The organism is Ferribacterium limneticum (assembly GCF_020510625.1).
GTDB classification, from domain to species: Bacteria; Pseudomonadota; Gammaproteobacteria; order Burkholderiales; family Rhodocyclaceae; genus Azonexus; species Azonexus limneticus_A.
Genome location: NZ_CP075191.1, coordinates 1 through 23,743 on the forward strand (window position 1 = coordinate 1; position 23,743 = coordinate 23,743).

19 protein-coding genes are annotated in these 23,743 nt (G+C 60.1%); 9 read left to right on the forward strand and 10 right to left on the reverse strand.

Annotated elements, in window-relative coordinates:
* The 3 genes from dnaA to gyrB all read left to right on the forward strand — a co-directional run bounded on the left by dnaA (position 1) and on the right by gyrB (position 5,292).
* Positions 1 to 1,398: a chromosomal replication initiator protein DnaA gene (gene dnaA, locus KI617_RS00005; RefSeq protein WP_226449463.1), complete on the forward strand. Its 1,398-nt coding sequence runs from the start codon at positions 1 to 3 to the stop codon at positions 1,396 to 1,398.
* Positions 1,399 to 1,607: 209 nt separating this feature from the next.
* Complete coding sequence (gene dnaN / locus KI617_RS00010) at positions 1,608 to 2,714, forward strand: DNA polymerase III subunit beta (RefSeq protein ID WP_226449465.1); 1,107 nt, start codon at positions 1,608 to 1,610, stop codon at positions 2,712 to 2,714.
* Positions 2,715 to 2,808: 94 nt separating this feature from the next.
* Complete coding sequence (gene gyrB / locus KI617_RS00015) at positions 2,809 to 5,292, forward strand: DNA topoisomerase (ATP-hydrolyzing) subunit B (protein WP_226449467.1); 2,484 nt, start codon at positions 2,809 to 2,811, stop codon at positions 5,290 to 5,292.
* A gap of 64 nt (positions 5,293 to 5,356) precedes the next feature.
* Here the strand turns inward: gyrB and KI617_RS00020 are convergent.
* Positions 5,357 to 6,534 (reverse strand): IS3 family transposase gene (locus KI617_RS00020; protein WP_226449469.1). Its coding sequence is split into 2 segments (ribosomal slippage): positions 5,357 to 6,285 and positions 6,285 to 6,534, totalling 1,179 coding nucleotides; the frame shifts between segments, so codons are not numbered across the junction.
* A gap of 602 nt (positions 6,535 to 7,136) precedes the next feature.
* Here KI617_RS00020 and KI617_RS00025 point away from each other — a divergent pair.
* Entirely contained in the window at positions 7,137 to 7,586 is a 450-nt protein-coding gene (locus tag KI617_RS00025) for an HIT family protein (protein WP_226449471.1), read from the forward strand.
* Positions 7,587 to 7,598: 12 nt separating this feature from the next.
* A complete protein-coding gene (gene dtd, locus KI617_RS00030) occupies positions 7,599 to 8,051 on the forward strand; it encodes a D-aminoacyl-tRNA deacylase (RefSeq protein ID WP_226449473.1) in 453 nt (150 codons plus the stop codon).
* Positions 8,052 to 8,054: 3 nt separating this feature from the next.
* Here the strand turns inward: dtd and KI617_RS00035 are convergent, their stop codons facing one another.
* From KI617_RS00035 to KI617_RS00045, 3 genes are all read right to left on the reverse strand, one after another.
* Entirely contained in the window at positions 8,055 to 8,870 is an 816-nt protein-coding gene (locus tag KI617_RS00035) for an SIR2 family NAD-dependent protein deacylase (RefSeq protein WP_226449475.1), read from the reverse strand.
* 87 nt (positions 8,871 to 8,957) lie between these two features.
* Positions 8,958 to 10,097, reverse strand: a complete 1,140-nt coding sequence (locus KI617_RS00040; protein ID WP_226449477.1) for a response regulator — start codon at positions 10,095 to 10,097, stop codon at positions 8,958 to 8,960.
* A 26-nt stretch (positions 10,098 to 10,123) separates the two neighbouring features.
* Complete coding sequence (locus tag KI617_RS00045; RefSeq protein WP_226449479.1) at positions 10,124 to 14,293, reverse strand: response regulator; 4,170 nt, start codon at positions 14,291 to 14,293, stop codon at positions 10,124 to 10,126.
* On the opposite strand from KI617_RS00045, the gene KI617_RS00050 reads away from it, so the two are divergent.
* Positions 14,288 to 14,464: a hypothetical protein gene (locus tag KI617_RS00050; RefSeq protein ID WP_226449481.1), complete on the forward strand. Its 177-nt coding sequence runs from the start codon at positions 14,288 to 14,290 to the stop codon at positions 14,462 to 14,464. The genes KI617_RS00045 and KI617_RS00050 overlap by 6 nt on opposite strands.
* A 110-nt stretch (positions 14,465 to 14,574) precedes the next feature.
* Here the strand turns inward: KI617_RS00050 and KI617_RS00055 are convergent, their stop codons facing one another.
* From KI617_RS00055 to KI617_RS00070, 4 genes are all read right to left on the reverse strand, one after another.
* The gene (locus tag KI617_RS00055; protein WP_226449483.1) at positions 14,575 to 15,615 is read right to left on the reverse strand and encodes an FAD:protein FMN transferase; all 1,041 of its coding nucleotides are present in this window, start codon (positions 15,613 to 15,615) and stop codon (positions 14,575 to 14,577) included.
* Entirely contained in the window at positions 15,600 to 16,619 is a 1,020-nt protein-coding gene (gshB, locus tag KI617_RS00060) for a glutathione synthase (protein ID WP_226449485.1), read from the reverse strand. The genes KI617_RS00055 and gshB overlap by 16 nt, the downstream gene beginning before the upstream one ends.
* 6 nt (positions 16,620 to 16,625) lie before the next feature.
* On the reverse strand, positions 16,626 to 17,912 hold the full coding sequence (gene gshA / locus KI617_RS00065; RefSeq protein WP_226449487.1) for a glutamate--cysteine ligase: 1,287 nt from the start codon (positions 17,910 to 17,912) through the stop codon (positions 16,626 to 16,628).
* 67 nt (positions 17,913 to 17,979) lie between these two features.
* The gene (locus KI617_RS00070; RefSeq protein ID WP_226449489.1) at positions 17,980 to 19,113 is read right to left on the reverse strand and encodes a response regulator; all 1,134 of its coding nucleotides are present in this window, start codon (positions 19,111 to 19,113) and stop codon (positions 17,980 to 17,982) included.
* Between the two features lie 130 nt (positions 19,114 to 19,243).
* Here KI617_RS00070 and KI617_RS00075 point away from each other — a divergent pair, with 130 nt between their 5' ends.
* Positions 19,244 to 20,866 (forward strand): ABC-F family ATPase, encoded by a 1,623-nt coding sequence (locus KI617_RS00075; RefSeq protein ID WP_226449491.1) that lies wholly within the window; start codon positions 19,244 to 19,246, stop codon positions 20,864 to 20,866.
* Between the two features lie 99 nt (positions 20,867 to 20,965).
* Here KI617_RS00075 and KI617_RS00080 read toward each other — a convergent pair whose 3' ends face one another.
* Both KI617_RS00080 and KI617_RS00085 read right to left on the reverse strand, forming a co-directional pair.
* Positions 20,966 to 21,460 (reverse strand): hypothetical protein, encoded by a 495-nt coding sequence (locus KI617_RS00080; protein ID WP_226449493.1) that lies wholly within the window; start codon positions 21,458 to 21,460, stop codon positions 20,966 to 20,968.
* Positions 21,461 to 21,538: 78 nt separating this feature from the next.
* Positions 21,539 to 22,009, reverse strand: coding sequence for an SRPBCC family protein (locus KI617_RS00085; protein WP_226451921.1), 471 nt, complete (start codon positions 22,007 to 22,009; stop codon positions 21,539 to 21,541).
* 115 nt (positions 22,010 to 22,124) lie between these two features.
* On the opposite strand from KI617_RS00085, the gene KI617_RS00090 reads away from it, so the two are divergent.
* Both KI617_RS00090 and KI617_RS00095 read left to right on the forward strand, forming a co-directional pair.
* The gene (locus tag KI617_RS00090) at positions 22,125 to 22,832 is read left to right on the forward strand and encodes a pseudouridine synthase (protein WP_226449495.1); all 708 of its coding nucleotides are present in this window, start codon (positions 22,125 to 22,127) and stop codon (positions 22,830 to 22,832) included.
* Positions 22,829 to 23,743, forward strand: a complete 915-nt coding sequence (locus KI617_RS00095; RefSeq protein WP_226449497.1) for a hydrogen peroxide-inducible genes activator — start codon at positions 22,829 to 22,831, stop codon at positions 23,741 to 23,743. The genes KI617_RS00090 and KI617_RS00095 overlap by 4 nt, the downstream gene beginning before the upstream one ends.

The window sequence follows — 23,743 nt, forward strand, 5'->3', positions numbered from 1 at the left end:
ATGGCTGGTTTTTGGGAATCCTGTTTGCAGCGCTTCGAGCAGGAATTGCCCGCGCAACAATTCAACACCTGGATCAAGCCCCTCCGGCTCGAAGGTGAAACCACAGCCCTGGAAGACGGCCTGCGCCTGATTGCGCCCAATGGCTTCATCCTGAAGTGGGTGCGCGATCGTTACCTGACGCGGATCGAAGATTACAGCCGCACTTTCTTCGAAGGACCCGTCACCATTGCGCTGGTCATTGGCAGTGGCAAGGCGACAGCCGCCCGGATTCAGACATCAACGGCTGATTCCGGCCAAAATGCCCCGGCCAATCCGGCGACGACCTCGGAAAAACGGACTGCAGCCTCAGAGAAGGCGCGCGGCAAGGGCAGCAATTACGAAAAATCACGGCTCTTCCCATCCTTTACCTTTGACAATCTGGTGGTTGGCAAGGCCAACGACCTGGCCCGTGCCGCCGCCGTCCAGGTCGCCAATAATCCGGGTGGCGCCTACAACCCGCTTTTTATCTACGGCGGGGCTGGTCTCGGCAAGACTCACCTGATTCACGCGATTGGCAACACGATTGCCACCGAGAATCCGGAAAAGATCGTTCGTTACGTACACGCGGAAGATTATTACTCCGACGTCGTTCGGGCTTATCAGCAGAAGTCTTTCGACAGCTTCAAGCGAACTTACCGCTCGCTCGATGTGCTGTTGCTGGACGATGTGCAATTCTTCAATGGCAAGAATCGTTCACAGGAAGAGTTCTTCTTCCTGTTCAATGCGCTGATCGAAGCCCGCAAGCAGATCATCATCACCTGCGATACCTATCCCAAGGATATCAACGGTCTTGACGATCGTCTGGTCACCCGTTTCGACTGGGGTCTGACAGTGCAGATCGAGCCGCCGGAACTGGAAATGCGCGTCGCCATTCTGAAAAAGAAGGCGGAAGCAGAAGGTATCCAGCTCGACGATGAAGTTGCCTTCTTTATTGCCAAGCATCTGCGTTCCAATGTTCGTGAACTGGAAGGCGCCCTGAAGAAGGTGCTGGCCTATTCTTCTTTCCATGGTCGTGCCATTGCGCTGGACCTGGCCAAGGAAGCCTTGAAGGATGTCATCGGCTCGGTGCGCAATGTGGGCATGGACAACATCCAGAAGACCGTCGCCGACTATTACAAGATCAAGGTTGCCGAACTGTTCTCCAAGAAGCGCACGCGCGCCATTGCCCGGCCGCGTCAGGTTGCCATGTGGCTATGTCGCGAAGTGACCTCGCACAGCTTTCCGGAAATTGGTGATGCCTTCGGTGGCCGTGATCACACCACGGTCATCCACGCAGTGAAAACGATTGATTCCCTGCGCACCAAGGAAAATGAACTCAATCACGACCTGCATGTTTTGCTGCAAGTATTGAAAGGATGAGTCTGTAGATAAGCCTGTGTACAAGTTGTCTATCAATTGTGAGTCATCTGTTGATTCCCGCTTTGTGGGAAAATTATCCGGATTTCATCCACAGGCAATTCAGGCACTTTCGCAGAACCGAAAATCTGATTCAGTACATTGAAATTAAAAGTAATTTTTCAGTTATCCACAGAATTGTTCCCGATATAGTCTATTAAGGAATTTAATATATGATTCTTATTAAAACCCAAAGAGACACGCTTCTGGCCCCGTTGCAGTCTGTGTCGGGAATTGTCGAACGTCGTCATACGCTGCCTATCCTCTCCAACGTGCTGCTGGAGAAGAAGGGCGACCGCCTGACCTTGTTGGCGACTGACATCGAAATCCAGATCACCACCTCCACGCAATGTGCTGGTGGCGAGGGCGATGGTGCGGTCACTGTGGGTGCTCGCAAAATGCAGGAGATCCTGCGCTCCTTGCCGGATACTTCCGAAGTCAGCCTGGTTCTGGAAGACAAGCGCCTGCAAGTGCGCGCTGGCAAGAGCCGCTTCAGCCTGCAGACCCTGCCGGCCGATGACTTCCCGCGCATGACGATGAGCGAAGGTGAAACCAAGCAGTTCTCGATTTCGCAAAAGGCATTCCGCCAACTGGTCGGCAAGACCCAGTATTCGATGGCAGCGCAGGACGTGCGCTACTACCTGAACGGCCTGCTGTTGCTGGTCGAAGGCAAGGAACTGCGTGCCGTGGCCACCGACGGCCATCGTCTGGCTTACGCCAGCGTCGAAATCGACACCGATCTGCCGCGCCAGGAAATGATTCTGCCGCGCAAGACCGTGCTCGAACTGAACCGCCTGCTGGTCGATACCGACGACGCGCTGAACATTACGCTGACCCCGAACCAGGTGCGTTTCTCCTTCGGCTCCGTGGTGCTGGTTTCCAAGCTGATCGACGGCAAGTTCCCGGACTACGAGCGTGTCGTGCCGGCAACCTTGAAAAACCACATGAAGGTTGGTCGTCAGACGCTGATGCAGGCCATGCAGCGCGCCGCCATTCTGACCAACGAAAAATTTCGTGGCGTTCGCGTTGTGCTCGGCGAAAACAGCTTGAAGCTGATCGCCGCCAACGCCGAACAGGAAGAAGCCGTTGAAGAAATTGAAGTTGATTACACCGGCGACGTCATCGATGTCGGCTTCAATGTCGGCTACCTGCTCGATGTGCTGAACAACATCCACGCCGATGAGATTCAGTGGAGCTTCAACGACGCCAATTCCAGTGCCCTGATCACCCTGCCTGGCAACGACCGCTTCAAGTACGTCGTGATGCCGATGCGCATCTAGGAATCAAAGCAGCAATTGAATGAAGGTCAGCCCGCCGGGCTGGCCTTTTGCAGTTTCACGTGGAACACAAAGTATGAGCGAAGAAAACACGCCAATGAGCAGTCCCCAGGACGCCGCATCGCCGGCCTACGGCGAAGCCAGCATCCAGATCCTCGAAGGCCTGGAGGCCGTCCGCAAGCGCCCGGGCATGTACATTGGCGATACCTCCGATGGCACCGGCCTGCATCATCTGGTCTTCGAAGTCGTCGATAACTCGATCGACGAGGCGCTGGCCGGGCATTGCGACGACATCATCGTCACCATTCACACCGACAACTCGATTTCCGTCATCGACAACGGCCGGGGCATCCCGACCGGCGTCAAGATGGACGACAAGCATGAGCCGAAGCGTTCGGCCGCTGAAATTGCGCTGACCGAACTGCACGCTGGTGGCAAGTTCAACCAGAATTCCTACAAGGTGTCCGGCGGTCTGCACGGGGTGGGGGTTTCTTGCGTCAATGCGCTGTCCAAGTTCCTGCGCCTGACCATCCGTCGCGACGGCAAGAAGCACTTCATGGAGTTTTGCCGTGGCGTGCCGGTTGACCGCAGCATTGAGGTTCGTGACGGCTTTGAAGTCTCGCCGCTCAAGGTGCTTGGTGATACCGAAAAGCGCGGTACCGAAGTGCACTTCCTGGCCGATGACGAAATCTTCGGTCACGTTGAATTCCACTACGAAATCCTCGCCAAGCGCCTGCGCGAGCTGTCTTTCCTGAACAACGGTGTTTCCATCAAACTGGTTGATCAGCGTGCCGGCAAGGAAGAGCTTTTTGCCTTTGCCGGTGGCGTGCAGAGCTTCGTCGAATACATCAATCGCACCAAATCGGTTCTCCACCCGACCATTTTCTACTCGGCTGGTGATGCCAAGGTGGGCCAGGGTGCTGCCGATTCCGCCATCACCATCGGTGTCGAAGTGGCGATGCAGTGGAACGATTCCTACCAGGAACAGGTGCTCTGCTTCACCAACAACATTCCGCAGTCGGATGGTGGTACCCACCTGACCGGCCTGCGCGCCGCGATGACCCGCGTCATCAACAAGTACATCGACGAAAACGAGATCGCCAAGAAGGCCAAGGTCGATATAGCCGGCGACGACATGCGCGAAGGTCTGGCCTGTGTGCTGTCGGTCAAGATGCCCGACCCGAAATTCGCCTCGCAGACTAAGATGAAGCTGGTTTCCTCCGAAGCGCGTGCGGCCGTCGAGGAAGTCGTCGCCCAGAAGCTCGCCGACTTCCTGCTCGAACGCCCGGTCGATGCCAAGATGATTTGCGGCAAGATCGTCGAAGCCTCCCGCGCTCGTGAAGCTGCCCGTCGTGCCCGTGAAATGACGCGGCGCAAGGGTGTTCTCGACGGCGTTGGCCTGCCCGGCAAGCTGGCTGATTGTCAGGAAAAAGACCCGGCGCTGTGCGAAATCTACATCGTCGAGGGTGACTCCGCCGGCGGCTCCGCCAAGCAGGGTCGTGACCGGAAGTTTCAGGCCATCCTGCCGTTGCGCGGCAAGGTGCTCAACGTCGAGAAGGCCCGTTTTGACAAGCTGATCTCGTCCGAACAGATCGTCACGCTGATTACGGCGCTTGGCACCGGCATCGGCAAGGACGATTTCAACGTCGACAAGCTGCGCTATCACCGCATCATCATCATGACCGACGCGGACGTCGACGGCGCGCACATCCGCACTCTGCTGCTGACGCTGCTCTATCGCCAGATGCCGGAGCTGATCGACCGTGGTTACGTCTATATCGCCCAGCCGCCGCTCTACAAGGTCAAGCACGGCAAGACTGAGCGTTACCTGAAGGACGATCAGGAATACCACCAGTTCCTGCTCAACATGGCGCTCGATGAAGCGGTCCTGACGCCGCGGGCCGGCGCCGAAGGCATCACCGGCCCGGCCCTGGAAGGTCTGGCCCGCTCGTGGCTGGCCACCGAGGCTGTGATTGACCGTCTGTCCCACCTGATCAATCCCGAAGTGCTGCAGTCCATCGTTCGTCACAACATCGCGATCGACCTGTCCAGCGAAGAAAACGCGCGGGCCAGTGCCGAGCGTATCGCCGGGTTCATCCCGGCCGGAACCCGCATGGTGCCGAAGTTTGACGATATTCAGGAACGCTGGATACTGCGCGTCGAGCGCATGCACCACGGCAACCTGAAGGTTGGCCTGATCGATGAGGACCTGCTGCTTTCCGGCGACTTCACGCAACTGCGCCGGACAGCCGAAACGCTGGCTAACATGTTCGGGGCCGGTGCCATCATGGCGCGCGGCGAGAAGAAACAGGTTGTCACCAACTTCGCCGATGCCATGAAGTGGCTGCTCAACGAAGTCGAGCGTGGCATTGCCAAGCAGCGCTATAAAGGTCTGGGCGAAATGAATCCGGGCCAGCTCTGGGAAACGACCATGGACCCGAAGGTACGCCGCCTGCTGCGCGTGCAGATCGACGATGCCATTGCCGCCGACGAAATCTTCACGACACTGATGGGCGAGGATGTCGAGCCGCGTCGAGCCTTCATTGAAACCAACGCCTTGAGTGCCCGGGTCGATATTTGACCGATTTGTCGGATGACAGAGAAAGTGAGCTTCCCTCGGTTTTTCGTCTGCCAACGGATGGGTTTCATGCTACCCGTTTTTCCTGATGCTGCTCTCTGATCCAGGTCTCCAGAAACTGAACAGGCGACTTGTAACCGAGCGTCGAATGCTGCCGTTTCCGATTGTAAAAAACCTCGATGTATTCAAAGGTTGTGGCCTTGATCTCGGCGTGCGTGGCGTAGCGAACACCATGGACTCGCTCGTTCTTGAAGCTGTTGAACCAACTCTCCGTCGGCGCATTGTCCCAGCAGTTTCCTTTCCGGCTCATCGAGCAGGTCATGCCGTAGGCTCTGAGCTTCTCCTGAAAGACCTGGCTGGCGTATTGGCTGCCCCGGTCGGAGTGATGCATCAGCCCCGGCGCCGGCCGCTTCCTGAACCAAGCCATGGTCAGCGCATCCGTCACGATGTCCGCCGTCATGCGCGGCTTCAACGACCAGCCAACCACTTCGCGGTTAAACAGGTCGAGAACGATCGCCAGATAGAGCCAGCCTTCATCGGTCCACAGGTAGGTGATGTCCGACGTCCAAACCTGATTCGGCGCCGTCGGCATAAAGTTTCTGGCGAGCAGGTTCTCCGCCACCGGCAGGCCGTGCTTCGAGTCGGTCGTAACCTTGTAGCGCCGCTTGTGGCGGGCGTAGATGCCGTTGTCACGCATCAGCCGTTCAACCCGTGCCTTGCTCGCCGAGAAGCCTCTTGTCCGCAGCTCGCGCACCATGCGCGGACTGCCGTAGGCCCCTCTGAGTTCGGCATGAATAGCGCGGATCAGGGCCAGCATCTGGCTGTCGGACAGGCGCTTGCGATCCGGTTTGCCGCCGCGCTTCCAGGCGCGATAGCCGCTGATGCTGACGTCGAGGACATCGCACATTTCTGTCAGGGAATACGCCTTGCCCTGCGCAGCAATCCAGGCGTACTTCACAGAACATCCTTTGCGAAGTACGCCGTCGCTTTTTTTAGGATTTCGTTCTCCCGCTTGAGCCGGAGATTCTCGGCACGCAGCCGGGTGAGTTCCATCTCTTCTGGCGTCACTACTCTGCTACCCGCCCCGGCAAGCTTGCCTTCTGCTGATGCCTTGACCCAGTTGCGCACGGTCTGGTCGCCGAGGCCGAGTTCCTTGCACACCGTGCTGACGCTCTGGCCATCTTTGATTCGTTTGACCGCCAGTTCCTTGAACTCGATCGTGTATGCCTGTTTCGGTATCTTCATTTCCTGCCTTCCAAAAGTGACTCGATTTTATGTCACCCTTGGCAGACGAAATTTCGGGGGAAGCTCACCGTATTGTTGGGCTAGATTTGGTTCCTCATCCGAATAAGCCATACCATGAAATTATTGCGATGGACTACGGGATGGCTCTAACGGAACAGGTGCTCAGGGTGAATGTACGTGCAGCTCTAGTTGGCTATTTCCTGAGGCAGTGGAGCGTGGATTGTTCGCCTGCGCACACGTTGGATGGTCCGGCGGTCAGATTGTGGCTCCGTAATCCATTGGCGCTTTATGATGTAGAAAGCGCTAATTTAGCCCCGGGATATCCACCTGCTGATGAGTCGGGGCACAATAACCCGGCAAATTAATCGTAGGCACGAAGCCACGCCAATTGTCGGAAGTTTTCACTAACCGTGGCACAAAGTTCGAGTTTTTTCACTATCAGTGACACTACCGCCTAATAGTGATGACACAAAAAATGAAAAATCGTAAGCAAAGCAAGAACCTGTTTTTTCACTTTCTGTGTCATCCGACACGATTCCGTCGCGTACCGCCAAAATGAAGGCCAGCCGATTTCCGGCTGGCCTTTTTCTTGACTTGCGGACATGCCCAAATTCATCGATAACTCACCACCCGGCCAATGTATTTTCTGTCGCCTGATTGCCGGCGAAATCCCAGCCGCCAAGGTTTATGAGGATGAGCAGACCCTGGCCTTCATGGACCTCGGGCAGGTCAATCCCGGCCATACGCTGGTGACCGTCAAGCGCCACGCCGCGACCTTGCTCGATCTGACACCCGATGAAGCGGCAGCGGCGATGCGCACGGCCCAACGGGTGGCGCAGGCGGTGAAGGATAGCTTTGATCCTCCCGGACTGACCTTGCTGCAGGCCAACGGCAAGGAGGGCGACCAGACCGTTTTCCACTTTCACCTGCACGTCGTCCCCCGCCATGGCGACGACGGTATCGCCTTGTCCTGGCCACGCAAGGATCCGTCGCGCGAAACGCTTGAGGGCTACGCCCTGCGTTTGCGTCAGGCCATGCTGACAGTCGGCTGAGCGGAGAACGGCATGCGCGTGGTGGTACAGCGTGTCCGTGCGGCTTCGGTCGCGGTAGATGGGGACATCGTCGGGAAAACTGGTCCTGGTCTGCTGGTGCTGGCCGGTTTCGAAGAGGCTGATACTGAGACTGATCTCGACTGGATGGCCGGGAAAATCATTCGCCTGCGGCTTTTTGCTGACGAAAACGGGGTGATGAACAGGAGTGTGCTCGACGTTGGCGGCGAAGTTCTTGCCGTGTCGCAGTTCACGCTCTATGCCTCGGTCAAGAAGGGTAATCGGCCGTCGTGGAGCCGGGCCGCACGGGGTGAGGTGTCACAACCGCTGTTTGAGCGTTTCGTTGCCAAGTTGTCGGTGGAACTGGGCAAGGCAGTGCCGACCGGTGTGTTCGGGGCCGATATGCAGGTCAGCCTGATCAACGATGGGCCGGTGACCTTGTGCATCGACTCCAAGGCGCCGGATTAGGCGCTACAAAGCCTGGCTGAGCAGGGAAATACCGGCCAGGCCACCCAACTTCAGACTGATGCCGGTCGCCGGGTTTGGCACCTCGGGTTCTCCAGGATTGATCCGGATCAGCTTGCCCCCGCAGTCTTCGGAGAAGTGCCGGACGGTCGGGATGTTGGTGCCGGCCCCGATTTCGATACAGACCAGCCGCTCAACCGTCGCCAGCCATTGCTGCAGTCGCTGATATTGCAGGGTAGTGCGTCGCTCCAGCCAACCCCAGTCGTTGAACATCAGGATATTGGGCCGGGCGAGGGCGCCGCAGTGCGGGCAATGGGGCTGCTCGCCGAGCAGGCGGCAGTTCTCGGCATCGACTGCAGGCTGAAATTCGTCGGCAGACCAGATGTGTTCGCCACAGCCGGCGGTGCATTGCAGGTGATGGATGGAGCCGTGGATTTCACAGATCCGGTCAGCGGCAAAACCGGCTTTCTGGAACTGGCCATCGACGTTACTGGTGAAAACCCGGATGCCATGCTGCATCCCCTGCGCCATCTCGAGCAGCATCCGGAACCCGGGATGAGGCGTGGCATGCCGGTAGAGATCGAGGCGGTGGCCGTAGAAGCCCCAGGCTTGCTGCGGGTCGCATTCGAAGGCTGCCGGGTTGGCGATGGACTCAAAAGCGATTCTGGCGCGCCCCAGGGCGGGATAAACGGACCAGAAGCCACCCGGTCCGCGAAAGTCGGGCAGGCCTGAATCGATGCCCATGCCGGCCCCGGCGGTAATCAGCAGGCCATCAGCGCTGCGCAGCCATGCGGCGGCTTGTTCGAGAGCGGAGTCAGTCATCGGCCAGTGCTTGTTCGTGTCGGCGGGTGGGCCATCGTATCCGGTTTGGCGAGCAATTTGCCCCGCGAACTTTAAGAGCGACGGGGCTTAGTCGAGCCCGCCGTCCGTGCTGGCCAGCACTTCCGGATAGCCCTTGGGATCGTCCTTGTGGTCGTAAATTTCCTTGATGTGAAATTCCAGATCGGTCAGGGCGCCGTTTTCGTCGGCGTAGATTTCCTTGATGCGGAGGATTTCGGGCAAGGCTTTTCTGAAGGCCTCCATCAGGCTGGGGTCGAAGTGCCGGCCGCTTTGCGACTCCAGATATTGCAGCGCTTCATTGAGTGGAATGGCGGCCTTGTAGGGGCGGATGGAAACGAGGGCATCGAAGACGTCGGCAATGGCGACGATGCGGCCTTCGAGCGGAATGGCCTCGCCCTTCAGGCCTTGCGGGTAGCCGCTCCCATCCCATTTTTCGTGATGGGTCAGGGCGATGATACGGGCGGTTTCGAGCAGTTCGTTATCGTGCTTGCCGATGATTTCGGCGCCCATGATCGGGTGCTGGTACATCACCTTCCATTCCTCTGTATCCAGTTTTCCCGGTTTGAGCAGGATGGAATCGGGGATGCCGATCTTGCCGATGTCGTGCATCGGCGAGGTGTTGAAGATGATCTCGGACGCTTCCTGGCCCAGGCCGTGCGCTTCTGCGATCAGCCGCGCGTAGTGGCTCATACGCAGGACGTGGTTGCCAGTTTCGTTATCCTTGAACTCGGCGGCCCGGCCCAGGCGGCGGATGATCTGCTGGCGGGTGGTCAGCAATTCATGGGTACGCTGCTTGACCATGTGTTCGAGTTCGCGCGATTGGTCGTAGAGGGCGAGGTGGGTGCGGACGCGCGCCTTGACGATGGGCGGGCTGATCGGCTTGGTGATGTAGTCGACGGCACCGGTTTCCAGACCCCGCTTTTCGTCCTCGATGCTGCTCATGGCGGTGACGAAGATCACCGGAATGCGGCGCCGGTCCGGATTGGCCTTCAGCCGCCGGCAAATTTCGAGGCCGCTGAGGCCGGGCATCATGATGTCGAGCAGGATCAGATCAGGCGGCTCGTCCGAGTAGACGATTTTCAGCGCCTTTTCACCGGATGTGGCCACCCGGATACGATATTCGTCGCGCAGCACTTCGCTCAACAGGTCGATGTTTTCGGGACTGTCATCGACGACCAGGATGCTTTGTTTGGGCAGGAGGGGGGACATGGGCTAGCGACTCTCGATTAGGTGGCTCAGACTGGTTGCCGGGTGATGCTCATCTGCTGCAGTGTTTCCATGGCTTCATCGAATTCGTATTGGCCGATCTGGCGAGCCAGATGATCGACCAGCAGCGGGTCGAATTCCTGTTTGAGCCAGGATGATATTTGCTCGAAATAGCGTACGGCGGCCGCATCGTCATTATCGAGAAGCTGTTGAAGTTCGGCTAGCGTGCCGTGCTGTATTACCTGCAGTGGCGCTGGCGTGACCGGCGGCGTTTCCTGGCGCAGGGTTTCAGCGAGTGCCAGGACCTTGGGCAGATTTTCACCCAGCCGGAGCAACAGGCTTTCGATGGCGGCCTCGTTTCCGGGCCTGTTCTCTTTGAGGCATTCCTCAAGCTCGCCGGCCAGCCGGGCCAACCCGGTTGCCCCGATATTGCCGGCCAGGCCGCGCAGGGTATGGGCGCGCAGAATCATCGCCGCAGTGTCGCCCCTGGCTTGATCGGCCCGCAGACATTCGACGGCGTCGCCCTGGTTTTCGTGGAAACGCAGGAGCAGGCGGTCATACATGCTGCGCTTACCTCCCATGCGGGCGAGGGCGGCAGCGCTATCGATGTCGGCGACCGGCAGCGCCTGATCGTGGCTGGGTAGAGTCGGCAGCGGTGTCGGGGTCGTTGGCGTTAATGCCTGACCCAGCCAGTGCGACAGCGTGGCGTGGAGGACGGCAACGTCGATGGGCTTCGGAATATGGTCGTTCATGCCGACGGCCAGACAGTGCTCCCGGTCCCGGGTCAGGGCATTGGCCGTCATGGCGACGATGGGCAATTGGGCCAGCTTCAGGTCGTTGCGGATATGTTCGGTCGCGGTGTAGCCATCCATGACCGGCATGTGGCAATCCATCAGGACGAGGTCGTAGGCGTTTTGCCGTATGCGGTCGATGGCTTGCTGGCCGTTCTCGGCCACATCGACCAATAAGCCGATGTTGCCGAGCATTTCCTCGGCCAGTTCGCGGTTTACCTCGTTGTCCTCGACCAGCAATATGTGCCGGCCGGCAAATTGGCGAGAGAGTACGGCTGGCGTGATACTGGGCAGCGCCGGGGTGACTGGCGCCCGATGCAGTGCGAGCATGATGCTGTCGAACAGCGAAGAGGGCGTGGCCGGCTTGCTGAGGATGGCGCCGACCGCGTGCTGGCCAAGGGCGGCCAGCAGTTCTTCATGGTCGTAGGCGGTGGCCATGACGATGGCGGGTGAGCTTGCCGGGGAGTTTCCCTGGCTGATCCGCTCGACCAGCGCTACCCCATCCATGCCGGGCATTTTCCAGTCGATGATGAGCAGGCCGTAGGGCTGGCCGGCTTCAGCCGCCGTCTCCATTTCGAGCAGCGCCGCCGGTGCGCTGCGGACGGCCTGACAGGCGATGCCGAAGACCTTGAGCATGTGCTGGAAGATTTCGCAGGCGCCGGGGCTGTCATCGACAATCAGGGCGCGCAGATCGTTTGGCAGGCCGATGCGCCGCGGTGCGTCAGCCTGTTCCAGAGGGATGCCGAATGGTAGCCGGAAGGTGAAACTGCTGCCGATTCCCGGCCGGCTGCTCACGCTGATGCTGCCGCCCTGCAGGTCCACGATGCGCTTGCAGATCGACAGGCCAAGACCGGTACCGCCGTACTTGCGGGTGGTCGATGTGTCGGCCTGGGTGAAGGCGGAGAACAGTTGCGACAGCTGCTCGACATTCATGCCAATGCCCGTATCGATGACCTCGAAGCCAAGCTCGACCGTGTTTTCCCGATTTTCAAGTCGTTTGACCGTGACCGTGATTTCACCCGCTTCGGTGAATTTGATGGCGTTGCCGACCAGATTGAGCAATACCTGGCCCAGGCGCAGGGGGTCGCCGATCAGCTGATCCGGAACTTCCGGCGCAATGTCGTAGAGCAGTTCGAGACCCCGTTCGCGGGCTTTCAGGGAACACATGTCGCTGAGGTGGCGCAGGGTGGCATCCAGGCTGAATGGTGCTTGCTCGAAATGCATCATGCCGGCTTCGATCTTGGACAGATCGAGAATGTCGTTGATGATCCCGAGCAGGCCCTTGGCCGCGTTGTCGACCTTGGTCAGGTAGTTCTTCTGGCGCGCGTTCAATTCGGTCTGCAAAGCCAGATGGGTCATGCCGATTATGGCATTCATCGGGGTCCGGATCTCGTGGCTCATGTTGGCCAGAAAATCCGCCTTGGCAGCAGCGGCGGATTCAGCGATGGCCCGCGCCCGCTCGGCTTCGCGCTCCGCTTCCTTGAGGGCGGTGATATCGACGATGACGCCGATCAGGCCATCCGGCCGACCATCGGGGGAGCGGAAGCCGCTGACCGAATAAAGGGTGTCGTGCAGGTTTCCATCGGCACCCGGCAAACGCACTTCACGGGTAACCCGCTTGCACTCGGCAATGACCTCTTCATCTTCGGCCTGATAAGCCAGGCGAGCCTCTTCCGGGAGGTATTCGAGATCGAGCACCCGTTTGCCGACGAATTGTCGCCGGTTGACGCCAAAAAAGGCTTCATAGGCCTGGTTGCAGCCCAGAAAGTGGGTATTCGCACCCTTGTAGAAGATGGGGTTGGGAATGGTATCGAGCAGCGCTTGCAGGAAGGAGAACTGCCGGATCAGTTCGGCTTCGATCTCGCGCCGGTCGGAAACATCCAGCACGGTGATCAGCAGGGAATCGAGCTGGCCATTCGGATCGCGGACGGCAGCGATCTGCACGTCGCCCCAGCGGGATTCGCCTTTCGGGTCAAGGAATTCGAATTCGTTGCGCAGGCTTTGCGGCTGATCGTTCCCGCTCTGGCTGAGCAGATCATTGATCCTTCCCAGTACATCCTCAGGCAGGGCAATGCTCTCCGGGTGCGAAAGCAGGGTATTGATCGGCTGGTTGATGAATTTGGCGAAGGCCGGATTGACCAGCACCGGCTTTCGCGCCGGGTCGAGGCTGACGATGCCGACCGCCGCATTGTCGAAGACCGCCCGGAAGAAGGCTTCGCGTTTCTGCAGGATGTCCTGATTTTGCCGCAAGGCGAGGGTGCGCTTGGCGACCTGGTGTTCGAGCTCGATATTGGCGTCCTGCGACGCTTGCTGGGCGTGTTGCAGATGTTGGCGCATGCCTTCCAGAGCCTTGGCCAACTGGATGACTTCTCGCCAGGGGGCATCGGTGGTGACTGGCTTGCCCAGATCCAGGCTGCCGATACGGGCGCTGTCCTCGGCCAAGGCAATCAGCGGTTCGCCGAAGCGATTGGCGATGCGAATGGCGACGGCCATGCCCAGGGCGAGGGCGGAGAGGGTGATCAGGCCGAGCAGCAGCAGGTCTGAACTGGAAATCGGGACAAAATCGCTCTCCGGCGCGACCACCCCCAGCCAGATACCGCTGGCACTGCCGTCCAGTCGATGAAAAAGGCTGATCCAGTGACCATCGGGGCGATCGAAACCATGCAGGTGCTGGGCCGGATGAGGGTCCATCTGCCATAGCCGGAAGGCTTCGGCGAATTCGGGGAGATCAAGCTCTTCGGAGGTTTTCAGCAGCGCCTGGTTGATCGCATTGCGGTCGGAAAAACGCGGATCGCTGGGCGGGGCAATCAGCCGCCCCTCCTGCAGGAACAAGCCGACCTTGCCCTGAGTGCCGACCTTCATGCGGGTGGTGAATTCGGCAATGTCGATCAGACGGACGTCATGGGCGATGACGTAATTCGAGCCGTCTTCGGCCTGCCAGCGCATGGCCGCGGTGATCCCGGGTTCCTTGGTCGTGAAGAAGATGTAAGGCTCGGTCCAGAAGACGCTTTGCTCATTGGGCAGGGCCATCGAGCCTTTGAACCACGGGCGTTCGCGGGCGTCGTAATTGCGTTCCCGCATTTCGACGTTTTCAATCTGCCGGTTCTTGTCCCAGGTGATCCAGTAGGTCTGGTTGCCCCATTCGGCCGGGTTGCTGATCCGGTTGATCCAGCGCCCGTCGTCGGTCATCAGCAGCAGGATCTCGCGGCCCGACTCGTGGGCAAAAATGACCGAGGTGATCTCGCCGTGATTGGCGATGATGGGGAAGAAAAATTCGTTGAAACGCAGTAGGCGGGTCTGATCGATATCGCTGTTTTTTCCCCAGCCCTGGCTGCTGCGCAAGGTGACCTCGACGGTCTTCAACAGGCGGGTAAAACGCGCTTCCAGCTGATCGGCGGCCAGTTGCATCTGGGCTTCGGCCAGTCGATCGACGGTTGGCCGGCCGATCAGGTGGTAAAGGCTGATCGTGAAGGCGGCCAGTGCAAGCAGGATCAGCAGGCCGATACGCAGTACCAGACTGTTGGCGAACCCCGGCTTTCTGAAGGATATTCCGCGCAGAATCCCTCTCCCTTGATTTGATGGCTACTCGACGATAACCCTTCTTATGGCGAGGATTTTCATTATTCTGGCATCAATGTGAGGAGATATACGTTTCCCGCATAAAAGTGTCAAGGAAACGCTCCGCGGTGCTACTCGACGACGTTCAGGTCCGGTGGAGTGCCGATGAATTCCAGTCGCCGGCGCAGCGCTTCGGTGACAAAAATCCGGTTGCTGCGATCGACGCGGAGGACGAGGCCGATTTCCATTTTTTTCGCCATTTCCCGCCAGCCATCCGGCCCGGCGATGAAGATCGGCTTGGAGGCTGCGTCGGACAGGGTGCCGGCCTTCGGCCCGGCCGGGATGAGCACGGTGACGGCCTGGGTGTGATCGGCTGGATAGCCGGTGCGCGGATCGAGCAAATGGGCGTAGCGCTTGCTGTCGACTTCGAAGAAACGCTGGTAGTCGCCCGAAGTGCCGATCGCTTCGCCATCAGCCAGCATGACCGTGGCCAGCGGGCCGGGCTGGCGCGGGTGCTGGATGCCGACGCGCCAGGGTTTGCCCTCTTTGCTGCCGAGCGCCATGACGTTGCCGCCGATGTTGATCAGCGCGTTGTGGATGCCCTGGGCGCGCAGGATGGCCGCAGCGCGGTCGAGGGCGACGCCCTTGAGGTAGCCGCCGAAATCGAGGGCGACGTTGCGGTTGCGGCTGCTGATCGTTTGGCCATCGATGCCGATGTCGGCAATCGACGGTTTGCTCGCCAGCCAGTCCGTGATTTCGCTTTCGCCGGGTAGTTCGGCCTTGAACTCGTCGGCCTGGAAGCCCCAAAGCTGGATCAGCGATCCGATGCCGGGGTCGAACAGGTAGTCGCCCTGTTTCGACAGCGCCTGGGCTTCGCGGACGAATTCGGCCAGTTCTGGGGTCACTTCCTGTGGCCGACCGGAAGAAATGGCCGAATTCAAAGTCGTCAGTTGCGACGCTTGCCACGCATGGTAGGCGCGGTGCAGGCGGTCGAATTCGCGCAGCACGGCGGCGATGGCCTTGCGGCCCTGTTCCGGATCCTCGCTGACGACCAGCACTTCGACGCGGGTGCCGAAGACGTAGGCCTGCTGTTCCTGCAGCGGCGTGCGGCTACAGGCGGTGACTGTCAGCGCCACCAGAGCGATCAGGAAAAGCCTCAGGCGAGGCCGCATGCGTGTTCGACTGCCGTGATGAAAGCGCCGGCCGCATCGAAGCCGGACTGCTGGCGGATCTCGACCATGCAGGTCGGGCTGGTGACGTTGATTTCGGTCAGGTAGTCGCCGATGACGTCGATGCCGATCAGCATCAAGCCACGCTTGAAGAGCACGGGGCCGATGGCTTCGGCGATTTCCCGGTCACGCGCCGATAGCTCCTGGGCAACGCCCGTGCCGCCGACGGCCAGATTGCCGCGCGTTTCACCGGCTTTGGGAATGCGCGCCAGGCACCACGGCACCGGTTTGCCGGCAATGAGCAGGATGCGCTTGTCGCCGGCAGCGATTTCCGGCACGTAGCGCTGCGCCATGATCGTTCGCGCGCCGTCGTTGGTCAGCGTTTCGACGATGACATTGCGGTTAGGATCGTTGCGATGGACGCGAAAAATCTGGCTGCCGCCCATGCCGTCGAGCGGCTTGAGGATGACGTCGCGCTGCTCGTCGATGAAATGGTGGATTTGCGCCATGCTGCGCGTCGCCATGGTCGCCGGCGAAAAATGGGCAAATTCCATGATCGCCAGTTTTTCGGAATGATTGCGCAGCGCCCGCGGCCGGTTGAAGACCTTGACGCCGTCTTCCTCGGCTCTTTCAAGCAGCCAGGTAGCGGTCAGGTATTCGAAATCGAAGGGCGGATCCTTGCGCATGATGACCGCATCGAAGGCCTTCAGCGGCATCCATTCGCGGCCGGTTTCGCGGTACCAGTCGTGGTCGTCCGGGCGCAGGTGGAGGTGCAGCGCCTCGCCCGAAACGCCGCCAACATGCGCAGCGTCCGGCTTGCGCCAGCCGAGCGTCGCGGCATCGATGGCGAAAACCTCATGGCCGTGGTTTTCGGCCGCCCGCATCATGGCCACCGAAGAATCCTTCCAGGCCTTCAGGTGATCGAGCGGGTCGAGAACAAAAGCCAGTTTCAGCGACTGGCTGCTGCCGCCCAGCAGGTGTTTTTCAAAGTGTAGTTGCTGAGCCATGCCGACTCAGACGTCTTCCGGCGCGGTGCGTTCCAGCTCAATGGCAGCCGCCAGGCAGGCCAGACGACCGACCACGCCGTAGGCGTAGAAGCGGTTGGGTGGCGAGTCCGGATTGCCGCAGCGGTAGTCGGGCATGTTGCAGCCGGTGTCGAAGGCCAGCGGCTCGAAATGCATGCCCGGCGCGTTGAGGTTCTCGTCCTTGCCGCGCCCGGTATGTACGCGATAGAAGCCACCGACCACGTAACGGTCGATCATGTAGATGACCGGCTCGGCGACCGCCTCGTTCAGCGTTTCAAACGAATGCACGCCTTCCTGGATCAGCACCTCGGAGACTTCGAGGCCTTCCTTGACGACGCTCATCTTGTTGCGCTGCTTGCGGTTCAGCGCGATGACCTCGTCGACGTTGCGCACCGTCATCACGCCCATGCCGTAGGTGCCGGCATCGGCCTTGACGACGACGTAGGGCGTCTCTTCGATGTCGTACTCGCGGTACTTTTCCTTGACGATGTCGAGCACGGCCGAGACGTTGGCGGCCAGACATTCCTCGCCCTGACGCTCGTGAAAATTGATGCTGCGACAGACCGAAAAGGCCGGGTTGATGCGCCACGGATCGATGCCGATGGCCTTGGCGAAATCGTTGGCGACCTGGTCGTAGGCGGCGAAGTGGTTGGATTTGCGGCGTACGGCCCAGCCGGCATGCACCGGCGGCAGCACGACCTGTTCGTTCAGCCCTTGCAGGATGGCAGGAATGCCGGCCGACAGGTCGTTGTTGAGCAGGATGGCGCAGGGATCGAAGCCGTCCAGCCCGAGGCGGTGCGGTGTGCGGACCAGCGGTTCGAGCAGCAGGCTCTGGCCGTTCGGCAAGTCGACGGTCGTCGGCTGGGTGATCTCCGGGTTCAGCGAACCGAGGCGCACATTCAGCCCGGTCTGCTTGAGGATGGCGGCGATCTGGGCGACGTTCTGCAGGTAGAACTGATTGCGCGTGTGGTTCTCGGGAATCAGCAGCAGGCTGCGCGCTTCCGGGCAGAATTTCTCGATGGCGCTCATCGCCGCCTGCACGCAGAGCGGCAGGAAGGCCGGATTCAGGTTGTTGAAGCCGCCGGGGAACAGGTTGGTATCGACCGGCGCCAGCTTGAAACCGGAATTGCGCAGATCGACCGATGAGTAGAACGGTGGCGTGTGTTCCAGCCACTGGCTGCGCAGCCACTGCTCGATCTGCGGGCTGGCCGCGAGGAAGCGACGCTCGAGTTCGAGCAGGGGGCCGGTGAGGGCGGTAGTGAGGTGTGGAACCATGTGCTGTGTCTCAATCCGAGGTTTTTATTTTGGTGGCAAATCTTACACCGCAGTGCAGCAATTGGGATTACAGCCGGTAGTCGGCCTGGGCCAGCCGTTGCAGGCGGGTGATCACGTCGGCGAAGTCATTTTCGCTTTCGGCGACCTCGTCGAAGTAGCGCTGGGTATCATCGACCGCGTGGCGGATCAGATCGTCCATGTAGTCCACTTGTACTTCGGTGAGGCCTAGCGTCAGTATTGTTCGGCCCAACTGTTCGATGCTTTCGAGCAGCACTGCCTGGCCCTTGCGATGGCTGGTGCCGGAATGACGCGTGGCTTGCTGCATGGCGGCTTTAAGTTCATCCAGTGCGGCTTCGATGCCCTGTTTCTGCAGGTCGCGTTCGATGGCGGCATCCAGCGCCGCCATCCGCATGTCGGCACTTTCGGTCAGCACCGCCAGGTGATCGCGCAGGCGGCCGACCTTGTCCGGATCATCCACCGGCAGGTTTTCAACCAGCAGGGAGACATGGTCGAAGTTGATCACGGCCCGCGAACCCATCTCGAAGATGCGGCCGATATCGCGCAGCTTTTCCAGCACCGCTGCCTGCATGGCCGTCATGGGCCCCTCGGCATTCAGTGCTACCTGCTCATGCCGGCCACGGACTTGAACGGCGCCTTGCAGGCCCCAGGCTTTCATGGCGGCGACCAGCCGGGCGGCAATGGCCGAATAGCTGGTGGCCTGAGCCGATTTGCGCAGGAATTCGATGACTACGCCAAGGTCACCCATGCTGGTCATGGCCGCAAAGGCGACGCGCTGCGCATCGGTAGACTGGCTGGCCAGGGTGCGCACCTTTTCGCGCAACTCAATGGCGTTGCCGAGCTTGTGGCGCAATTCGTGCGCGGCGATCGGCTTGGTCAGGAAATCGTCGCCACCCGCGTCGTAGGCGGCAACGCGTTCCGGCGTGGTGTCGTGAGCCGAGACGAAAATGACCGGTATTTCGGCACCGCGCGCCTGCTCGCGGAAGCGGCGGCAGGTGTCGTAACCGCTGAGTCCGGGCATTTCGATGTCGAGCAGCACGGCGTCGAAAGAAGCTTCGCTGGCCAGAAAGGCTGTCCCGCTGTCGAATGATTCGACCTGGTAATCCTTCTCCAGCAGGCGGGTCAGGATCATGCGCTGGGGGGGATTGTCCTCGACGATGGCAACACGAAAAAGCTGGCTCATGCCGGCGCTCCTGATTGAATGGCAATTTTGACAAAAATACCATAGCTGGCCGCTGCTGTCACCGCAAGTCCTTGAAAAAAGGTAAAATTCGCGCCTTCGTTTTACCGCTTTACAGCAGATCGGAATTCCAGTGCTCGTCGCCGCCAATATCACCATGCAGTTCGGGGTCAAACCCCTTTTCGAGAACGTCAACGTCAAGTTTGGCGAGGGTTATCGTTACGGTCTGATTGGTGCCAATGGTGCCGGTAAATCGACCTTCATGAAGATTCTTTGTGGCGCGCTGGAGCCTTCGGCCGGCAATGTCTCGAAAGACAAGCACGAGCGCATGGCCTACCTGAAGCAGGACCAGTTCGCCTACGAAGACATGCGCGTGCTCGACGTTGTGCTGATGGGCCACGAGGAAATGTGGGCCTGCATGAGCGAGCGCGACGCCATCTACGCCAACCCGGAAGCGACCGAAGACGACTACATGAAGGCGGCGGAGCTGGAGCATCACTTTGCCGAATACGACGGCTACACCGCCGAATCGCGGGCCGGCGAACTGCTGCTCGGCGTCGGCATCCCGACCGAACAGCACAATGGCCCGATGAGCCAGGTCGCACCGGGCTGGAAGCTGCGCGTGCTGCTCTGCCAGGCGCTGTTCGCCAACCCGGACATCCTGCTCCTCGACGAGCCGACCAACAACCTCGACATCAACACCATCCGCTGGCTGGAAGACATCCTGAATGCCCGCGAGTCGACGATGATCATCATCTCGCACGACCGCCACTTCCTGAACCAGGTCTGCACCCACATGGCCGACCTCGACTACGGCAAGATCACCACCTACGCCGGCAACTACGACGACTTCATGGAAGCCGCGCAGGCTGCCCGCGAGCGCCAGCAGAATGCCAACGCCAAGGCCAAGGAACGCATCGCCGAACTGCAAACCTTCGTCCGCCGTTTCTCGGCCAACGCCTCCAAGGCCAAGCAGGCGACCAGCCGCGTCAAGCTGATCGAAAAACTCAAGCCGGAAGACATGAAGCCGTCGTCCCGCCAGTACCCGTGGATTCGCTTCGACTACGACGAGAAGCAAAAGCTGCACCGCCAGGCCGTCGAGATCGAGAATGTTTCCTTCACCTACGAAGGTGGCGAGCGCAAGATCTTCAACAACCTGACGCTGACCATCAATGCCGGTGAAAAGATTGCCGTGATCGGCGAAAACGGCGTCGGCAAAACAACCTTCCTGAAGTTGCTGATGGGCGAAGTCGTGCCGCAGTTCGGTACCATCAAATGGGCCGAAAAAGCCTTCCCCGGCTACTACGCGCAGGATCACAGCGCCCAGTTCGCCGGTACTGAGAGCCTGACCGACTGGATCGCCGGCTATGCCCGCGCCACGATCGAAGACGGCGGCGACCTGGAAACCCTGATCCGCGGCACCCTCGGCCGTCTGCTCTTCTCCGGCGACGAAGTGAAGAAGCCGGTCAACGTCATTTCCGGCGGCGAGCAGGGCCGCATGCTGTTCGGCAAGCTGATGCTGTCGAAACACAACGTGCTGCTGATGGACGAACCGACCAACCACCTCGACATGGAGTCGATCGAAGCGCTGAACAGCGGCCTGGAAAAATTCCCCGGCACCCTGATCTTCGTCTCGCACGACCGTGAGTTCGTGTCCTCGCTGTCTACCCGAGTGTTGGAGGTCAAGAACGATGGTCGCATCATCGATTACCTCGGCGGCTATGAGGACTATCTGGCTTCGCAGGGCGTCGAGTAAGATTTTTTGCCCGCACTGCGGGCAAAGCAAAAAGGCCGAAGACGCATCGCGCTTCGGCCTTTTTTTCAGTCTGGATTTTTGCTTATCGATCCAGACTGATCACCGGTCGTGACCATGCCCGTGGCCGTGTCCCCGGCCACGATCGTTGTCATCGCCGCGCCGACCGTCGCCCCGGCGGTCGTTGCGCTCATCCCGGTAGTTGTTGTCGCGATAGCCGTCACGACGGCCATCGTCCCAACGATCGCGGTCACCACGACCGCGTTGCTGATAGCGCGGTACGTATTCGCGTTCGTACCAGCGATCCTGGACGAAATAGACGCGCTCGCCGCAGGCACGGTATTCGTGGCAGTGCTTGCGCCAATGCTTGGCATGACCGGGCGGGACGCGCAGGTAGATCGGCGGGCGATGGACCGGGACGCGCTCGACCAGGATCGGCTGCCCATAGATGACCGGCGGGCGGGGATAGCCGCCGATGTCGATCTGGCCATAGAAACCGGGCTGGCCGATGCTGACCGAGACACCGACGTCGGTAGCGTGGGCCGTGGCAGTCAATGAGGCAGCGACGATGGCGGCGATAGTCAGAAAACGTTTCATGATTCCACTTTGCAGGTTGTGTGTTCCAAGTAACGCAGGAAGGGGTGATCCGATGACACCGGGCCAGTCGCGACGGGCTTATTGCAGCGGGATGCCGGCGGCCAGGCTGCGAATCAGGCGCACGCAATCGACGTCTGACTGGTGGTAGGCCGATTTCACATAGTCGATATAGGCCCGGTCTTCCGAATTCGGATTGTTGGCCAGGGTAGTCTCGTAGGCAAAGCGCAGGAACAGGAAGCTGGGCTCCGGTTCCTCGATGGTGATGGTCAGACTGCCGCCGGGATGGACTTCGGAGGGCTGGATATCGAAGCGCACCCAGTGCCGGTCGGCCATCGTCACACGATCCTGGATCACGGCCGGACCAAAATCGAGTTCACGGAGCAGGGCATCCGCCGCACGTTCGAGGATGGTGCAGGACTCCAGCCCGGGCAGGAAGGGAACGGGATTCTCGACGCGGTGCAGCAGTCCCAGCCACAGTTGGTCGCGAGTCAGTGATTCGACCAGCGGATTTTCCGGGTCGTTGATCTGGATAAGGTGTTCGAAATTCATGGCCATATTGTATTTCATCACCCGGCCACCCATTGCCTTGCCGTCTCTTTCTCACCCTCTGCGGCGTGCGGTCTCCCGGGCAACGAAACTATGGGGCCGTGTTAACATCGCTGCCATGCAACTAGAACGTATCCTCCAAAAACACGGGTTCGGTTCCCGTCGGGAATGCCGGGGCCTCATCCGCCGCGATCGCGTGGCGATCAATGGCCAGGTTTGCGACGATCCCTTCGTCGAACTCGATATCGAAGGGCTGATTTTCACCGTCGATGGCGTCGATTGGCCCTACGCTGAATTCGCCACGCTGATGCTCAACAAGCCGGCCGGCTACGAGTGTTCGCGCAAGCCCAAACATCACGCCAGCGTCCTTGAACTACTGCCAGTGCCGCTGCGCGAACGCGATGTTCAGCCGATTGGCCGGCTCGACGAAGATACGACCGGCCTGCTACTGATTACCGACGATGGACAGTTGAATCACGTGCTCTCCTCGGCCAAACGCAAGGTGCCGAAAGTCTATCTGGCGACGACCAAGCACCCGCTCGATCAGGCACAAATCGACCAGCTCTTGGCCGGCGTCCTGCTCGCCGACGAGTACGAGCCGATTAGCGCGGCGGCTGCCGAAATCGTCGGCGAAAACCTGCTCCGCCTGACGCTGACCGAGGGCAAGTACCACCAGGTCAAACGCATGGTGGCGGCCGTCAGCAACCGCGTCGAGGCGCTGCATCGTGAAGCCGTTGGTGAATTGACGCTGCCGCCTGACCTCAAACCTGGCGAGTGGCGCTGGTTGTCGGCGGCCGACCTGCAGAAACTGGGCTATTCCAAATGACCCTGACCGAAATGCGCTACATCGTGGCTCTGGCTCGTGAGCGGCATTTCGGCAAGGCAGCCGATGCCTGCCACGTCAGCCAGCCAACGCTATCGGTGGCGCTGAAGAAGGTCGAAGGCCAGATTGGTGCGCCGCTTTTCGAGCGCGGCACCAACGATATCCGCATCACGCCGCTGGGCGAGCGCATCGTCGCTCAGGCGACGCGCGTGCTGGAAGAAGCGGTCAAGCTCGAAGAAATCGCCGAGGCCACCGGCGACCCGATGAGCGGCCAGTTACGTGTCGGCATCATCTACACCATTGCGCCTTACCTGCTGCCGCAACTGATTCCGGCCCTCAATCGCGAGGCGCCGAAGATGCCGCTCTTCCTCAAGGAAGACTTCACCGGCAACCTGATCCCCGCGCTGAAGGCCGGCGAACTCGACGTCATCATCATTGCGCTGCCCTTTGCCGAACCCGGCCTGGTTGCCCAACCGGTTTACGACGAGCCCTTCCGGGTGGTTGTTCCGGCGACTCATCCGTGGGCTTCCCGGGCGGAGGTGAATGGCGATGAACTTGATGGCCAGAACCTGCTGCTACTCGGCCAGGGCAACTGCTTCCGCGATCAGGTACTCGAATCCTGCCCCCGCCTGAATGCCCCGGACGCCTTGGAGCACTCGCTCGAAGGCAGCTCCCTCGAGACTATCCGCTACATGGTCGCCAGCGGCGCCGGCGTCGCGGTCATGCCCAGTACGGCGGCCGATCCGTTGATAAGCAAGGAACCGATGGTCAAGGTACTGCCATTTGCCGGCGCCCAGCCCAAACGCACCGTCGGTCTCGTCTGGCGCATCACCTTCCCGCGCCCCCAGGCTATTGATGCGGTGCGGGCGGCGCTGCTGTCCTGCCAGCTACCGGGAGCTTTGGCCGTACGTTGA

Coding starts and splice junctions, on each gene's coding strand:
- dnaA (WP_226449463.1), top strand. CDS start 1: ATGGCTGGTTTTTGGGAATCCTGTTTGCAGCGCTTCGAGCAGGAATTG.
- dnaN (WP_226449465.1), top strand. CDS start 1,608: ATGATTCTTATTAAAACCCAAAGAGACACGCTTCTGGCCCCGTTGCAG.
- gyrB (WP_226449467.1), top strand. CDS start 2,809: ATGAGCAGTCCCCAGGACGCCGCATCGCCGGCCTACGGCGAAGCCAGC.
- KI617_RS00025 (WP_226449471.1), top strand. CDS start 7,137: ATGCCCAAATTCATCGATAACTCACCACCCGGCCAATGTATTTTCTGT.
- dtd (WP_226449473.1), top strand. CDS start 7,599: ATGCGCGTGGTGGTACAGCGTGTCCGTGCGGCTTCGGTCGCGGTAGAT.
- KI617_RS00035 (WP_226449475.1), bottom strand. CDS start 8,870: ATGACTGACTCCGCTCTCGAACAAGCCGCCGCATGGCTGCGCAGCGCT.
- KI617_RS00040 (WP_226449477.1), bottom strand. CDS start 10,097: ATGTCCCCCCTCCTGCCCAAACAAAGCATCCTGGTCGTCGATGACAGT.
- KI617_RS00045 (WP_226449479.1), bottom strand. CDS start 14,293: ATGCAACTGGCCGCCGATCAGCTGGAAGCGCGTTTTACCCGCCTGTTG.
- KI617_RS00055 (WP_226449483.1), bottom strand. CDS start 15,615: ATGCGGCCTCGCCTGAGGCTTTTCCTGATCGCTCTGGTGGCGCTGACA.
- gshB (WP_226449485.1), bottom strand. CDS start 16,619: ATGGCTCAGCAACTACACTTTGAAAAACACCTGCTGGGCGGCAGCAGC.
- gshA (WP_226449487.1), bottom strand. CDS start 17,912: ATGGTTCCACACCTCACTACCGCCCTCACCGGCCCCCTGCTCGAACTC.
- KI617_RS00070 (WP_226449489.1), bottom strand. CDS start 19,113: ATGAGCCAGCTTTTTCGTGTTGCCATCGTCGAGGACAATCCCCCCCAG.
- KI617_RS00080 (WP_226449493.1), bottom strand. CDS start 21,460: ATGAAACGTTTTCTGACTATCGCCGCCATCGTCGCTGCCTCATTGACT.
- KI617_RS00085 (WP_226451921.1), bottom strand. CDS start 22,009: ATGAATTTCGAACACCTTATCCAGATCAACGACCCGGAAAATCCGCTG.
- KI617_RS00090 (WP_226449495.1), top strand. CDS start 22,125: ATGCAACTAGAACGTATCCTCCAAAAACACGGGTTCGGTTCCCGTCGG.
- KI617_RS00095 (WP_226449497.1), top strand. CDS start 22,829: ATGACCCTGACCGAAATGCGCTACATCGTGGCTCTGGCTCGTGAGCGG.